Raw genomic sequence first — 13,581 nt, forward strand, 5'->3', positions numbered from 1 at the left:
GATGGGCGTTCTGGCCGACTATCGCGAGCTGACGCCGCCCCAGAAGACCGCGATCTGGGCCAGCTACCTCGGCTGGATGCTCGACGCGTTCGACTTCTTCCTGCTGGTGTTCATGATCAAGGCGATCGGCGAGGAATTCGGCGCCAGCATCGAGCAGGTCTCCGAAGCGCTGTTCCTCACCCTCGCCGCGCGGCCGCTGGGCGCGCTGGTGTTCGGCTGGCTCGGCGACCGCTTCGGCCGGCGGCCGGTGCTGATGCTGGTGATCGCGTTGTTCTCGCTGATGTCCGGCCTTTCGGGCCTGGCGACCTCGCTGCCGCAACTGCTGCTGATCCGCGCATGCTTCGGCTTTGCCATGGGCGGTGAGTGGGGTTTGGGCGCGAGCCTGGTGATGGAGACGATCCCGGCCAAGATGCGCGGCGCGGTCTCGGGCCTGCTGCAGTCGGGCTACCCCACGGGCTATCTCGTTGCGAGCCTCGTTTATTACCTGTTCTTCGACGCGATCGGCTGGCGGGCAATGTTCTTCATCGGGGTGCTGCCGGCGCTGTTCGTGCTGTTCATCCGCCTGCGCGTCGAGGAGAGCCCCACCTTCGTCGCCAGGCGCGGCCACGCCCGGCCGGAGTGGCTCGGCCTGCTCGCGCAGCACTGGAAGCTGGCGCTCTACCTGATCGTGCTGATGACCGGGATGAATTTCCTCAGCCACGGCACCGGCGACCTCTACCCCACCTTCCTGCAGAAGCAGCGCGGGTTCGACACGCATATGACGGGCACGCTGGCGATCGTGCTCAATGTCGGCTCGATTATCGGCGCGATCGGCTTCGGCCAGTTCGCCGAACGGATGGGCCGGCGGCGCAATCTCGCGCTTGCCTGCCTGGTGGTCATCCCGGTGATCCCGCTGTGGGCCTATTCGACCGGCCTGTTCCCGCTCGCGCTCGGCGCCTTCCTGATGGGCTTCGCCGTGCAAGGCGCGTGGGGCAACATCCCGGCCTACCTCAACGAGCTTTCACCCCCGGCGATCCGGGCGATGTTCCCCGGCTTTGTCTACCAGCTCGGCAACCTGTTCGCCTCGCGCGTTTCGCCGTTCCAGGCCGGTATCGCGGCGGATCGCGGCGGCGATTATGCCTATGCGCTGGCTTCGGTCACGCTGGTCACCGCGGTCGCGATCATCGCATGGGTGTGGTTCGGCCCCGAGCGGCGCGAGGAGCTCGAGTAGGCATCGATTGCGGCCGCCGATCAATCCGGTTACAGGCGCAACCATGTCCGAACCCGTGATCCCGCCCACCCCGCGCCGCAAACCCAAGCCCGAGGTCACCACCATCGGCGGGCGGGCGCTCAAGCCGTCCACCCTGATGATGGGCTTCGGCTACGATCCGGTGCTCTCCGAAGGCTCATTGAAGCCGCCGATCTTCCTCACCAGCACCTTCGTGTTCGAGAGCGCCGAGGCCGGCAAACGGCACTTCGAGGGCATCACCGGCAAGCGCAGCGGCGGGGCCGAGGGCCTGGTCTATTCGCGCTTCAACGGCCCCAACCAGGAAATCCTCGAAGACCGCCTCGGGGTGTGGGACGGGGCCGAGGACGCGCTGGTGTTCTCGAGCGGGATGACCGCGATCTGCGTGCTGATGATGGCCTACTGCGAGGCCGGCGACGTGATGGTCCACTCCGGCCCGCTCTACGCCGCCAGCGAGGGCTTCGTCGCCAAGGTGCTCGGCAAGTTCGGGGTCAGCTATTTCGACTTTCCCGCCGGCGCGACCCGCGAAGAGCTCGACGCGGTGCTGGCGCAGGCGAAAGCCAAGGCGGCCGAGACCGGCGGCAAGGTGGCGATGGTCTACCTCGAAAGCCCGGGCAACCCGACCAACGCGCTGGTCGACATCGAGGCGGTGAAGGCCGCGCGGGATGCCGCGCTCGACGCCGACGAGACGCCGATCGCGATCGACAACACGTTCCTCGGCCCGCTGTGGCAGAGCCCGCTCAAGCACGGCGCCGACATCGTCGTCTATTCGCTGACCAAGTACGCCGGCGGCCATTCCGACCTCGTCGCCGGCAGCGTCTCGGGCGCACGGCGGTGGATCGAGCCGGTGCGCGCGCTGCGCAACACGATGGGCGGCATCTGCGATCCGAACACCGCATGGATGCTCTTGCGCAGCCTCGAAACCCTCGAGATCCGCATGCAGCGCGCGACCGAGAACGCGATCCGCGTGTGCGACTTCCTCGATGCCCATCCCAAGGTCGAGAGCGTCGGCTTCCTCGGGCTGCTGCGCGACGGTCGGCAGAAGGACATCTACGACCGTCACTGCACCGGCCCGGGCAGCACCTTCAGCCTGTTCATCAAGGGCGGCGAGGCCGAGGCTTTCCGTTTCCTCGACGCGCTCAAGGTCGCCAAGCTGGCGGTCAGCCTCGGCGGCACCGAGACGCTCGCCAGCCATCCGGCGGCGATGACGCACTTGTCGGTGCCCGACGAGCGCAAGAAGCAGCTCGGCATCACCGACAACCTGGTGCGGATCAGCATCGGCATCGAGGACGCCGACGATCTTATAGCGGATTTCGATCAGGCGTTGGGGGCGGTTTAGGAGAAGACGCCGGCCAAGCGCCTGAACCAGTGCCGCAGGATGCCGCCCGAGGCATCGCGAGCCACAGGATCCGGCATGATCTCGACCGGCTTCGCCTGCTCGAGGCCGAGCGCCACCGCGGCCGAGCTTCCCAGCGCGCGTTCGAAGCGGACCCCGGCTGTCCTGCCATGGACCCAGACGACTTGCCCGGCCACTTTCGCTAGGCCCGGCACTTCGAGCAGCGCGGTCCCGCCGACCTCGATCGGCGCGCCCGGAACGTCGATGCGGCAGCCGTGATGCGAGATGTCGCGGATCGTCGCCGGCTGCGGCCTCGCCGGCATGCGGCAAGTCAGACTGAGTTCGATTGTCGCGCGCTGCGCGGACCGCCGCTCTTCCACGATGCGTGTATCCCCCTAACAATGGGGACCCTACCTAAGCAGTTGCAAAGGAACTCTTAACCGCCGTGACCCGCGCATTGGGCGCCGCCGTCGCGAACGCGACGGTCGCCGGGTCAGCGAAAACCGTAGAGGTGCGGCGCCAGTGTTGCATTCCACACCTCGCTGCGCCCGAGCAACGGCTCGACGAGGTTGAACGGCACCAGCACAGCGGCGGCGAACAGCGTTACCGGGTGGATGCGGCCCAGCGCGCGGCGATCGTGCAGCGCCAGCGCCACCAGGAACAGGTCGGCGACCAGGTTGGGCAAGGCGTCGAACAACGGAAACGGCAGCGGCGGCGGCAGGACCAGCTCCCAGCGCGAGATCGCCGGGCCGACGACGCAGATCGCCGCGACGTAGATTTCCCGCCGATGCCATTCGAGGTTGCGCGAGGCGTGGTAGACGGCCGCGGCGAAGAAACAGGCGAACAGCGTCAGGTCGAAGAAGTTGTAGACCGCGAACTCGAACGGCCGCGCCACGCCCTGCGCCATGCGCTCCTCGATCGCTTGCACCGCCAGCCACATTCCGAGCGGAACCATCGCCCCGCCGAGCGCCACGCCGGCCAGGCCCAGCTCGCGGTGAAGCCGCACCTTGCCGCCGGCGACGAGATTGGCTTGCCAGGCGTAAAGCCCGATCCAGCCGAAAAACACCGCGCCATGCAGGTGGCGCAGCAGCAGGAACTGCTTCGAGCCGCTCAGCAGCGGACCGAAATAGGTCACCGGAAAGCTCGAAACGACCAGCACCGCCATGAGAATCGCGGCGTTGGCGAAGAACCGGCTGCGCGCCTTGGCGGCCGGCGGCAACGCCGATCGGTCCACGTCTTGGGCTATCGACGCCATTCGCTTTACCCCCCGCTAGAGCGCCCGCGACGATCATGCCAAAGCGCTAGCGCTTGATCCAGCCTTTCGCGTCTTCCAACTCGTCGAGCGCGAAGATGTGCAACTCGGCGGGCATCAGCGGGGCGAACAGCCGGCTCGCGGTGCGGATCCAGCCGATGTCGGTGACCACCGCGATACGGCTGAAATCGGCCCAGTGGCTGAAGCCGAAGCGGGCATCGTCCCAGGCGGCCTCGGGCGAGTACGAAACGAAGTCGTCGTCGACTACGATGAGGAACTTCAGCCGGTCGTGCTCCTTGAGCTTCTCGTCGACCAGCGGCACGAGCATGTCGCGATAGTCCTGCGAGGTTATGATCCCGCTCACCTTCAGCGCGACGACATCGCCCGGCAGCCCGGCGATGGTCTCGAAGCGGCCCGGGTGGTCCTCGTCCTCCTGCACCCAGTCGCGCGCGGCGGCGATCTTTTCCTCGGGAAAGTGCCGCACCTTGGCGCCGACGAAGTGGTCGATCAGCGGCGGCAGCATGCCGAGCAGGCCGACGTCGCCGACGATCGCCACCTTCTTCACCAGCCGCTGGTGCTCCTTCACGAAATGGAAGTGCCGGCTCATGGCGGAAAGGCTCGCCCAGTGCGGGATTCCGCGAACCTGGACGAGGATGTTGGGCACCGCGTCGTGCTCATTGATGTGGCCGTCGATCGCTTGTGCGACGCGATCGAAATCTTCCTCGCTCAGCGCGCCCTCGGGCGTCAGCGCGACCACGTTGTCGAACGGAAAATCTATGCCGATCATGATTCCCTCCTTTTGGGGGACGGAGGGAGATAACACCGGGCGCGGCAAAACGCTTCCGCCGAGTTAACCTAGAGCGGGATCACCCGCCCCATTCGCGCCGTTCCTCGGCGTGGCGGAGGACTTCGTAGGCGAGGCTGTAGGCCTGGAACAGCTTTGCGGCCTGCTCATCGCCCGGGTTGACGTCGGGGTGGACTTCCTTGGCCTTGGCCCGCCAGGCCTTCTTGACCGCCTCGAAGTCGGCGTCGCTCTCGAGCCCGAGCAGTTCGAGCGCGCGCATCTCGTCGGCGCTGCGGGTGCCGTCGCCGCTGCCGGCCCAGCCGTAGTGCGCCGCTTCCGAATAGCCGGCGTTGGCCTGGTTCTCCGACTTCTCTCGGGCGGCAGCCTCTTCCTTGTCGAGGCCTTCGAAATAATCCCACTGGCGGTTGTACTCGGCCGCGTGCCGCTGGCAGAAATACCACCGTTCGGGGCTGTTGGGGGATTTCGGCGCGGGGCAATTGCCCGGCTCCTCGCAGCCGTGCCGATCGCACAGGCGCACGGTGGTCGTCTCGCGCGAGCCGCCGTAGCCGCGCCAGCGCGGAAAGCCCCAGTCGACCGAGCGGCGGGGGCGGCTCATGGCGTCACTTTCTTGACCATGGCTCCTTGATAGGGGCGCAAGGCCTAAGCTCCAAGGCCTGTTGGTGCCTTGCACCTCCCGGCGCGGGCGGGCATGGGCTGCGCATGCCCGCCCGCCTTGCCGTTTTCGACTGCGACGGAACGATCAGCGACGGGCAGGCGGCCGTCTGCGCGGCAATGGCCGGGGCCTTCGCCGCCGTCGCGCTGCCGGTGCCCCCCGACTACGAGATTCGCCGCATCGTCGGACTGAGCCTGCCCGTCGCAGTGCGCCACCTCGCGCCCGGCGAAACGCCGGCGATGCACGGCGAAATCGTCGATGCGTACCGCGCGGCGTTCTTCAAGGCCCGCGAGCAGGGGCTCGTTGCCGAGCCGCTCTACGAAGGCATCGCCGAGCTGCTGCGATCGCTCCACGGCAAGGGCTGGCTGCTCGGCGTCGCCACCGGCAAGTCCGACCGCGGGCTCAACGGGTGCCTCGTCAACCACGGCATCTTCGACCTGTTCGTCACCCTGCAGACCGCCGACCGCCACCCGTCCAAGCCCGATCCCGCGATGCTCGCGGCGGCGATGCTCGAAGCCGGGGCGGAACCGGGCGAGACGGTGATGATCGGCGACACCTCGTTCGACATCGCCATGGCCCGCGCCGCGGGGTGCCGGGCCATCGGGGTCGCCTGGGGCTATCATGCGCCCGATGAATTGCTGGAAGCGGGCGCCGAGGCGGTCGCCTTCACCGCCGCCGAACTGGAGGACCTGATCGATGGCTAGCCGCCCCCCCGAAGAGCGCCCCGACGACGCCGACGCCCGCACCCGCTGGATGGTGATCAACCTCACCCGGCTTGTCGGGGTGGCGATGGTCGTCGTCGGGCTGCTCGACATCGGCGACGTGATCGACCTGCCCGACGTGTTCAGCTACCTGTTGATCGCCGCGGGCCTGTTCGATGTCTTCGCGGTGCCGCAGGTCCTCACCCGGAAGTGGCGCACGCCCGACGCATGAAGCGCTTCTACAAGGATGTAGCGGTCGAGTCCGCGCAAGGCGGCTTCCGCCTGACGCTCGACGGACGGCCCATTCGCACCCAGGGCGGCGCACCGCAAGTCGTGCCCACCCGCGGACTGGCCGGGGCGATGGCCGAGGAGTGGCGCGCACAAGGCGCGGAGATCGACCCCAGGAGCTTCGCTTTGCGCGACCTCGCCGATTTCGCCATCGACCATGTGGTGCCCGATCCCGCCACCTCCGCCGCGCGGCTGCTGCCGTACGCCGAGACGGATACGCTGTGCTATCGCGCCGATCCCGACGAGCCCCTCTACCGCCGCCAGCAGGAGCTGTGGGAGCCGCTGCTGCTTGCCATCGAAGCTCGCCATGGGCTGCGGCTCGACCGCGTGAGCGGTATCGTGCACCGCCCGCAACCCGTGGAAACGCTGGGTCGGCTGCGAGCGGTGTTGGAAACGCTCGACCCGTTCACCCTCGCCGCGCTCGAAACGCTCACCAATCTCGCCGCGTCGCTGACCGTCGGCCTGCTCGCGCTCGAGCCCGATGCCGATCCGGACGCGTTGTTTGCGGCTTCGAATTGCGAGCAGGACTGGCAGGCCGAGCTATGGGGATGGGAGTGGCAAGCCGAGGAAGACCGCGCGCGGCGCCTGGAGTCCTTCCGCAAAGCGTACGAGTTCGCCCAATTGGCGCGCAGCGCCTAGCCGACCCACTCCGCGACTTGCGCCGCTACATCGTTTGCGGCGCGGTTGAGCGCGCCGCCGACTGCGCCCGCCTCCGCCGCCACGCCCGGGACGACGCTTTCGAAGCGTTTGGTCTGGATCTGTCGCCCACCGGTTTGCATGACCGCGTCGAAGCGAACCACCGCTGCGCCCAGCGCGGGGTCGTAATCCATCTCGGCGAGCGTGCCCGAAAGCTTGGTCGCCGCCGCGTATTCGAGATCGGTGCCGGTCACCACCAGCCGGTTGCCCCTGGCCCTGATCGTGTCCGACAGCAGCCGCTCGAACAGCCGCGCCGGCTTCTCGACCCATTGCGCATCCTTGAGGTAGGCGAGGCTAGAGCTGTTGATCCGCACCGGAACGCGGGTCACGTCGAGCTCCTGCGGCGCCTGGATGTCGAGCACCGTCAGCGCGGTCGCGCTCGTGCCACTGGCCGAGGCGCCGGCGGGCACGGTGCTGGCGGCAGTCAGGTTGAGCAGCTGTTCGGGCACTTTCCCGCCCAGGCTGACGCACCCGGCGAGCGCCCATACGGCCGCGGCGGCGCCGATCGCTCTGGCTTTCGTCTTCATCCGCTGCATCCCCTGTCGCGTCACGGTTTGTAGTCCGGCAACTGCTTGCCCTTGAGCAGGCTCCCGGCGCCGTTGTCCTGGATCGATTCGGTCATCTGCCGCAGCGCCGCGGTCGTGCGCCGCAGGTCGCGAATCGCCGCCTCGGCCGCGGGCAACGTGCTTTCCGACAGCTCGCGCGCCGCCGGGCGGGTGTCTTCCATCGTCGCCTGCAGCGAATCCGCCGCCTTGCGCGCCGAGGCCAGCGTCTGCCGCAGTTCGTCGGCGAGCGACGGGCCTTCCTTGTTGAGCAGGCGGTCGGTCGAGCCGAGCGTCTCCTGGAACTGCGCCAGTGTGAGGTCGGCCTGGGCGAGCGTCGCCTGGAGCTGGGCGAGCACCGCGTCGACCCGCGGCGAGGCATCGGCCAGGTGCTTGGTCATGCGGTCGGTGTTCTCGAGGATGTGGTCCATCGAGCGCTGGTTCTCGGGATTGAGCAGCTCGGTCAGCCGGTCGGTCAGCGTGGTCAGGCTGTCGAGCAGCTGCGGCGCGCTCGACAGGATCGCACCGAGGCCGCCGGCCTTGGGCTGGATCTCGGGCAACCCGTCACGCCCCGGGCGGGTGATCGGCGGCGCGCCGGGACGTCCGCCGTCGAGCTGGATCGTCGAGACGCCGGTGAACGAGCCGAGCACCGTGGCCGTGGTGCCCTGCAGGATCGGCGTATCCTCCTTCACGCTGATGCGCACCTGGACGAATTGCGGGTCCTTCTTCCACAGCTTCATCTCGTCGACCTTGCCGACGGGCACCCCGGAGAAGGTCACCTGGCTGCCTTCGGCGAGCCCTTCGACCGCTTGCGGGAAGAAGATGTCGTAGTGCTTGTTGCTCGACGCCCCGAAACCGGCGATCCAGACGATGAAGGCAGCCAGCGCCGCCAGCAGCAGCAGCGTGATGGCGCCGACCCAGACGTAGTTCGCGCGTGTCTCCATGCGGCGCCCCTATTCCCCTGTTTGCTCGTGCGAGTCTACGGTTTTGCCCGCGATGCCCGCCTGAGCCGCCCGCCCGCGCGGGCCGTTGAAGTATTCCTGGATCCACGGGTGGTCGCTCTCGAGCAGCTCGGGGATCGTGCCGACGGCGATGACCTTGCCGTCGGCGAGCACCGCCACCCGGTCGCAGATGGCGTAGAGCGTGTCGAGATCGTGAGTGATCAGGAACACGGTCAGGTCGAGCGTGTCGGCCAGCTCGCGGGTCAGCTCGTCGAAGCGCGCGGCGCCGATCGGGTCGAGCCCGGCGGTCGGCTCGTCGAGGAACAGCAGCTCGGGATCGAGTGCCAGCGCGCGGGCAAGCCCGGCGCGCTTCTTCATCCCGCCCGACAGCTCGGCCGGATACTTGCTCGCGGTGTCCTCCGGCAGGCCCGAAAGGACCACCTTGTAGCGGGCGATCTCGTGCATCAGCTCGGGCAGCAGCTCGGGGTAGAACTGCTTGAGCGGCACCTCGACGTTCTCGCCGACGGTCAGCGTCGAGAACAGCGCGCCGCCCTGGAACAGCACGCCCCAGCGGCTGCGCAGGCCCAGGCCGTCTTCCGGATTGGCGCCGATGATCTCGTGCCCGAAGACCTCGATCGAGCCTTCCTCGGGCACTTGCAGACCGATGATCGAGCGCATCAGCACCGACTTGCCGGTGCCCGAGCCGCCGACCACGCCGAGCACCTCGCCGCGGCGGACCTTGAGATCGAGCCCTTCGTGGACAACCTGATTGCCGAACGAATTCTTGAGCCCCTGGACGACGATCGGGAACTCGCCGTCGAAGTGATCGGCAACCTCCGGAATCGCTTCGGCGGCGACCTCGCGTTCGATTTTCTCTTCGCTCATCCCCAGCCGACCTCGGTGAAGAACACCGCGAAGAAGGCATCGAGCACGATGACCAGGAAGATCGCCTGGACCACCGCCATCGTGGTCCTGAGGCCAACCTGCTCGGAATCGCCCTTGACCTGCATGCCCTGGTAGCAGCCGGTAAGCGCGATGATCAGGCCGAACACCGGCGCCTTGATCAGCCCGACCCAGACGTCGAACAGCGGGACGACTTCCTGGATCCGGCGGAGGAAGGTCACGAACGGAATGTCGAGCGTGAGCATGGCGATGAAGGCGCCGCCGATGATCGACAGCACCGCCGAATAGAACCCCAGCAGCGGCATCATCAGCACCGCCGCGGCGACGCGCGGGATCACGAGCGCCTCCATCGGCGAGACGCCGATCGTGCGCATCGCGTCGACTTCCTCGGTCAGCTTCATCGTGCCGATCTGCGCGGCGAACGACGAGCCTGAGCGGCCGGCGACCATGATCGCGGTCATCAGCACGCCGAGCTCGCGCAGACTCAGCCGGCCGGTCAGGTTGATGGTGTAGATCTCGGCGCCGAACTGCTCGAGCTGCGCCGCGCCCTGCTGGGCGATGACGATGCCGATCAGGAAGCTCATCAACCCGATGATCCCGAGCGCCGAAACGCCGACCAGCTCGAACTGGCGCACGACCGCCTTCATGCGGATGCGCGAAGGGTGCCGCATCATGCCGAGCCACGAGACGATGATATGCCCGGCGAACCCGATCATGTTGCGCGATTCGTGGCCGAACGCGATGACGTAGCGGCCGACCGTCTCGGGCACCCGCAACCGCAGCCGGGCGCGCCGCGGCTCGATGTCGGCGCTGCTCTCGGCTTCCTCGACCGCCTTGAGCAGCCGCTGCGCCTGCTTGCCCGCACCGGTGACTTCGGCCTTCTTCTCACGGGCGAAGCGGAGCAGGGTCCACGCGCCGACGGTATCGATCGCGCCGCTCTGCGAAAGATCGACCGTGTCGACTTCGCCTTCGAACGCGCGCAGCTCGCGGTCGAGCGCGCCGATGGTCGAGATAAGCAGCGGGCCGGTCACGACGAGCGCGGTGCGTCCGTCCTTTTCTTCAAGGCTGTAGGCCGCCCACTCGCGCATAGGGCGCTGCTATGCTGGCAAATTCGGGCCGCGGCAAGGCGAACCCGCCCCCTGTGCCGGCGACGCACGCGCGGCTTGCGCCCCCTCACGGGCGCTGGCAAAGGCGCGGGGCCCTATGACAAGCCAGCTCGACAAGACTTTCGACCCCGCCGCGATCGAGGCGAAATGGTACTCCCACTGGGAGACGAACGGCCTGTTCCGGCCCGAGCGGCCCGACGCCGAGCCCTTCACGCTGGTCAACCCGCCGCCCAACGTCACCGGCTCGCTGCACATCGGTCACGCGCTCGACAACACGCTGCAGGACGTGGTCGTGCGCTACGAGCGGCTGCGCGGCAAGGACGCGCTGTGGGTGGTCGGCACCGACCACGCGGGCATCGCCACGCAGATGGTCGTCGAGCGCCAGCTCGAGGAGCGGCAGGACAAGCGCACCAACTATTCGCGCGAGGAATTCGTCGACAAGGTGTGGGAGTGGAAGGCCGAAAGCGGAGGCCAGATCACCCGCCAGCTCAGGCGCCTTGGCTGCTCGATGGACTGGAGCCGAGAGCAGTTCACGATGGACCCGCACTTCACGCGCGCGGTGACCAAGGTGTTCGTCGATCTCTACAACGAAGGGCTGATCTACCGCGACAAGCGGCTGGTCAACTGGGACCCCAAGCTCAAGACCGCGATCAGCGACCTCGAAGTCGAGACACGGGAAATCCAGGGCCATTTCTGGCACCTCAAGTATCCTTTAGCTTCGGGTGACGGGCACATTTCGGTCGCCACCACCCGGCCCGAGACGATGCTCGCCGACATGGCCGTGGCGGTGCATCCGAGCGATGAGCGCTATGCCGCGCTGGTGGCCGACGGGGCGCGGGTGAAGCTGCCGATCACCGGCCGCGAGATCCCCATCGTGTTCGACGAGCACGCCGATCCCGAGCTTGGGTCGGGCGCGGTCAAGATCACTCCCGGGCACGACTTCAACGACTTCGAAGTGGGCAAAAGAGTGGGCTTCAAGCCCTCGGAAATGCTCAACATGCTCGACGCAGAAGGCAAGGTCACCCAGACCGCCGACGGCCTGATCCCCGAAAACCTCGTCGGCCTCGACCGCTTCGAGGCGCGCGAGCGGGTGGTCGAAATGCTCGCCGCGCAAGGGCTGCTCGAAGCGACCGAGGACCGCACCATCCCGACCCCCTTCGGCGACCGCGGCGGGGTGGTGATCGAGCCGTGGCTGACCGACCAGTGGTACGTCGACGCCGCAACCCTGGCCCAGCCGCCGATGCAGGCGGTGCGCGAGGGCCGGATCGAAATCGTCCCCAAGAGCTGGGAAAAGACCTTCTTCAACTGGATGGAGAACATCCAGCCGTGGTGCGTGTCGCGGCAGTTGTGGTGGGGGCATCGGATACCGGCATGGTATGGGACCGCAATCAAGGTGAATGCCGACGAAGACGGCTCTGCCCATCTGGAATTCACCGGACGTCCGAAAGTCTTCGTCGCGGAGACGGAAGAGCAAGCCCTGGCTCTCGCTCAAGCTTACGTCGATGACCTTGGTCGAGATACGCCCTTGCTCGCAGGCCGGACCGCAGCTGTGGTCACGACTGAAGAGCTGGACGCTGAGATGGACGCGCTCTGCAATGCTCAAGAAGCGGCGAAATCCAATCTCACAATCTACAATATCTATCGCGACGAGGACGTCCTCGATACCTGGTTCTCCAGCGCCCTGTGGCCCTTCGCCACGCTGGGTTGGCCCGAGGAAACTTCCAATCAACCTCCGTTCGCATCGAGCGAAGTCGAGATGCGGCGCACTGGTGTCTCGACTTCGCTCGACACGAACGGAACGGGGGGGTCCGGGTCGCTCGTCCAGCGCCACTACCCCAACGACCTGCTCATTTCCGGCTTCGACATCCTGTTCTTCTGGGACGCGCGGATGGCGATGCAGGGGATGCATTTCATGGGCGAGGTGCCGTGGAGACGGCTCTACCTCCACGGCCTGGTGCGCGCGCCCGACGGGCAGAAGATGTCCAAGTCGAAGGGCAACGTGGTCGATCCGCTCGGCCTGATCGACAAGTTCGGCGCCGACGCGCTGCGCTTCTTCATGGCGGCGATGGAAAGCCAGGGCCGCGACATCAAGATGGATGAGAGCCGGGTCGAAGGCTACCGCAACTTCGCCACCAAGCTGTGGAACGCCACGCGCTTCTGCCAGGCCAACGGCATCGGCGCGAGCCAGTCGGTTGCCGCGCCGCAAGCCACGCTGGCGGTCAACAAGTGGATCGTCGGCGAAGTGGTCGAGACCCTCGCCGAACTCGACAAGGCGATGGCCGACTTGCGCTTCGACGCTGCTGCGGGCGCGATCTACCACTTCACGTGGGACCGCTTCTGCGACTGGTACCTGGAGCTCATCAAGGGCCAGATCGACGCCGAGACCAAGGCCGTCGCCGGCTGGGTGCTCGACCAGATCCTGGTCATGCTGCACCCGTTCATGCCGTTCATCACCGAGGAGCTGTGGCACGCGCAAGGCGCGCGGCCCTACGAGCTGATCGTGGCGAAGTGGCCGCAGCCGGAGGCCAAGGTCGACAAGGCGGCGAAAGCCGAGGTCGACTGGCTGATCGAGCTCACCTCCAACTTGCGCGCCGCCAAGAACGAGCTCGGCATCGCCCCCGGCGCGAAGCTCGAAGCGTTCATCGCCAACCCGTCGGACCGCGCACGCCAGGGCATTGCCGGCAACTCCGCCGCGCTCGAAAGGCTCGCCCGGCTGTCCGCAGTACACGCCGCCCCAGCCCCGGACGGCGCCGCTCTGCAAGTCAGCGCGGGCGGCGACCTGTTTGTCATCCCCCTCGAAGGCGTGATCGACATCGACGCCGAAAAGGCGCGGCTGTCGAAAGCGCTCGAAGCCTCGAGCAAGGAAGCCAAGGCGCTCGAAGGCCGCCTCGCCAACCCGAGCTTCGTCGAACGCGCCAAGCCCGAGGCGGTCGACAAGGCCCGCGCCGACCACGCCCACCATGCCGCCGAGGTGGCACGTCTCGAAGCGGCGCTGGCGCGGCTGGGGTAGCTCAAGCCGGATTTTGTTGGATCAAAATCGCTTTCCTACATCGCCTCCGCCTGCCAGCGTGCGGGGCCGTTCGACACTTGTTGGATTCGCCATGCGCCGCCGCGATTTGCGTATTCTGGTTGGA

General features: G+C 67.3%; 14 protein-coding genes. 6 read left to right on the forward strand and 8 right to left on the reverse strand.

Annotation, left to right across the window (positions count from 1 at the left end):
• Position 1 precedes the first annotated feature (1 nt).
• Positions 2–1,210, forward strand: a complete 1,209-nt coding sequence (locus G7B69_RS13165) for an MFS transporter (RefSeq protein WP_166180013.1) — start codon at positions 2–4, stop codon at positions 1,208–1,210.
• A 43-nt stretch (positions 1,211–1,253) separates the two neighbouring features.
• Complete coding sequence (locus G7B69_RS13170; RefSeq protein WP_166180015.1) at positions 1,254–2,564, forward strand: cystathionine gamma-synthase family protein; 1,311 nt, start codon at positions 1,254–1,256, stop codon at positions 2,562–2,564.
• On the opposite strand, the gene G7B69_RS13175 is transcribed toward G7B69_RS13170, so the two are convergent.
• The 4 genes from G7B69_RS13175 to G7B69_RS13190 all read right to left on the reverse strand — a co-directional run bounded on the left by G7B69_RS13175 (position 2,561) and on the right by G7B69_RS13190 (position 5,213).
• Positions 2,561–2,941 (reverse strand): PilZ domain-containing protein, encoded by a 381-nt coding sequence (locus G7B69_RS13175; protein ID WP_166180017.1) that lies wholly within the window; start codon positions 2,939–2,941, stop codon positions 2,561–2,563. The genes G7B69_RS13170 and G7B69_RS13175 overlap by 4 nt on opposite strands.
• A 113-nt stretch (positions 2,942–3,054) precedes the next feature.
• Positions 3,055–3,816, reverse strand: a complete 762-nt coding sequence (locus G7B69_RS13180; protein ID WP_166180019.1) for a hypothetical protein — start codon at positions 3,814–3,816, stop codon at positions 3,055–3,057.
• A 46-nt stretch (positions 3,817–3,862) separates the two neighbouring features.
• On the reverse strand, positions 3,863–4,600 hold the full coding sequence (locus G7B69_RS13185) for a SpoIIAA family protein (protein ID WP_166180021.1): 738 nt from the start codon (positions 4,598–4,600) through the stop codon (positions 3,863–3,865).
• 79 nt (positions 4,601–4,679) lie between these two features.
• Complete coding sequence (locus G7B69_RS13190; RefSeq protein WP_166180023.1) at positions 4,680–5,213, reverse strand: J domain-containing protein; 534 nt, start codon at positions 5,211–5,213, stop codon at positions 4,680–4,682.
• A gap of 104 nt (positions 5,214–5,317) precedes the next feature.
• On the opposite strand from G7B69_RS13190, the gene G7B69_RS13195 reads away from it, so the two are divergent.
• From G7B69_RS13195 to G7B69_RS13205, 3 genes are read left to right on the forward strand one after another with little or no spacing between them, the layout of a single operon-like run.
• Entirely contained in the window at positions 5,318–5,974 is a 657-nt protein-coding gene (locus tag G7B69_RS13195) for an HAD-IA family hydrolase (RefSeq protein ID WP_166180025.1), read from the forward strand.
• The gene (locus tag G7B69_RS13200; RefSeq protein WP_166180027.1) at positions 5,967–6,203 is read left to right on the forward strand and encodes a hypothetical protein; all 237 of its coding nucleotides are present in this window, start codon (positions 5,967–5,969) and stop codon (positions 6,201–6,203) included. Before G7B69_RS13195 ends, G7B69_RS13200 begins: the two co-directional genes overlap by 8 nt.
• The gene (locus G7B69_RS13205; protein WP_166180029.1) at positions 6,200–6,898 is read left to right on the forward strand and encodes an ATP12 family chaperone protein; all 699 of its coding nucleotides are present in this window, start codon (positions 6,200–6,202) and stop codon (positions 6,896–6,898) included. The genes G7B69_RS13200 and G7B69_RS13205 overlap by 4 nt, the downstream gene beginning before the upstream one ends.
• Here the strand turns inward: G7B69_RS13205 and G7B69_RS13210 are convergent.
• Genes G7B69_RS13210 through G7B69_RS13225 form a run of 4 tightly spaced genes read right to left on the reverse strand, consistent with a single transcriptional unit; the run spans position 6,895 to position 10,429 of the window.
• A complete protein-coding gene (locus tag G7B69_RS13210) occupies positions 6,895–7,482 on the reverse strand; it encodes an ABC-type transport auxiliary lipoprotein family protein (RefSeq protein ID WP_341479194.1) in 588 nt (195 codons plus the stop codon). The genes G7B69_RS13205 and G7B69_RS13210 overlap by 4 nt on opposite strands.
• Positions 7,483–7,502: 20 nt before the next feature.
• The gene (locus G7B69_RS13215) at positions 7,503–8,441 is read right to left on the reverse strand and encodes an MlaD family protein (RefSeq protein ID WP_166180031.1); all 939 of its coding nucleotides are present in this window, start codon (positions 8,439–8,441) and stop codon (positions 7,503–7,505) included.
• A gap of 9 nt (positions 8,442–8,450) precedes the next feature.
• Positions 8,451–9,323: an ABC transporter ATP-binding protein gene (locus tag G7B69_RS13220; RefSeq protein WP_166180033.1), complete on the reverse strand. Its 873-nt coding sequence runs from the start codon at positions 9,321–9,323 to the stop codon at positions 8,451–8,453.
• Positions 9,320–10,429, reverse strand: a complete 1,110-nt coding sequence (locus G7B69_RS13225) for an ABC transporter permease (protein ID WP_166180035.1) — start codon at positions 10,427–10,429, stop codon at positions 9,320–9,322. The genes G7B69_RS13220 and G7B69_RS13225 overlap by 4 nt, the downstream gene beginning before the upstream one ends.
• A gap of 115 nt (positions 10,430–10,544) precedes the next feature.
• Between G7B69_RS13225 and G7B69_RS13230 the strand changes: the two genes are divergently transcribed.
• Complete coding sequence (locus G7B69_RS13230) at positions 10,545–13,457, forward strand: valine--tRNA ligase (RefSeq protein ID WP_166180037.1); 2,913 nt, start codon at positions 10,545–10,547, stop codon at positions 13,455–13,457.
• Positions 13,458–13,581: the final 124 nt, after the last annotated feature.

Origin of the sequence: Croceibacterium segetis (assembly GCF_011320115.1) — a bacterium.
In the GTDB taxonomy this organism is placed as follows: Bacteria; Pseudomonadota; Alphaproteobacteria; order Sphingomonadales; family Sphingomonadaceae; genus Croceibacterium_B; species Croceibacterium_B segetis.

Bases quoted from the DNA above. Each gene is read 5' to 3' on its own strand.
- G7B69_RS13165 (WP_166180013.1), top strand. From the start codon at position 2: ATGGGCGTTCTGGCCGACTATCGCGAGCTGACGCCGCCCCAGAAGACC.
- G7B69_RS13170 (WP_166180015.1), top strand. From the start codon at position 1,254: ATGTCCGAACCCGTGATCCCGCCCACCCCGCGCCGCAAACCCAAGCCC.
- G7B69_RS13180 (WP_166180019.1), bottom strand. From the start codon at position 3,816: ATGGCGTCGATAGCCCAAGACGTGGACCGATCGGCGTTGCCGCCGGCC.
- G7B69_RS13185 (WP_166180021.1), bottom strand. From the start codon at position 4,600: ATGATCGGCATAGATTTTCCGTTCGACAACGTGGTCGCGCTGACGCCC.
- G7B69_RS13190 (WP_166180023.1), bottom strand. From the start codon at position 5,213: ATGAGCCGCCCCCGCCGCTCGGTCGACTGGGGCTTTCCGCGCTGGCGC.
- G7B69_RS13195 (WP_166180025.1), top strand. From the start codon at position 5,318: ATGCCCGCCCGCCTTGCCGTTTTCGACTGCGACGGAACGATCAGCGAC.
- G7B69_RS13200 (WP_166180027.1), top strand. From the start codon at position 5,967: ATGGCTAGCCGCCCCCCCGAAGAGCGCCCCGACGACGCCGACGCCCGC.
- G7B69_RS13205 (WP_166180029.1), top strand. From the start codon at position 6,200: ATGAAGCGCTTCTACAAGGATGTAGCGGTCGAGTCCGCGCAAGGCGGC.
- G7B69_RS13210 (WP_341479194.1), bottom strand. From the start codon at position 7,482: ATGAAGACGAAAGCCAGAGCGATCGGCGCCGCCGCGGCCGTATGGGCG.
- G7B69_RS13215 (WP_166180031.1), bottom strand. From the start codon at position 8,441: ATGGAGACACGCGCGAACTACGTCTGGGTCGGCGCCATCACGCTGCTG.
- G7B69_RS13220 (WP_166180033.1), bottom strand. From the start codon at position 9,323: ATGAGCGAAGAGAAAATCGAACGCGAGGTCGCCGCCGAAGCGATTCCG.
- G7B69_RS13225 (WP_166180035.1), bottom strand. From the start codon at position 10,429: ATGCGCGAGTGGGCGGCCTACAGCCTTGAAGAAAAGGACGGACGCACC.
- G7B69_RS13230 (WP_166180037.1), top strand. From the start codon at position 10,545: ATGACAAGCCAGCTCGACAAGACTTTCGACCCCGCCGCGATCGAGGCG.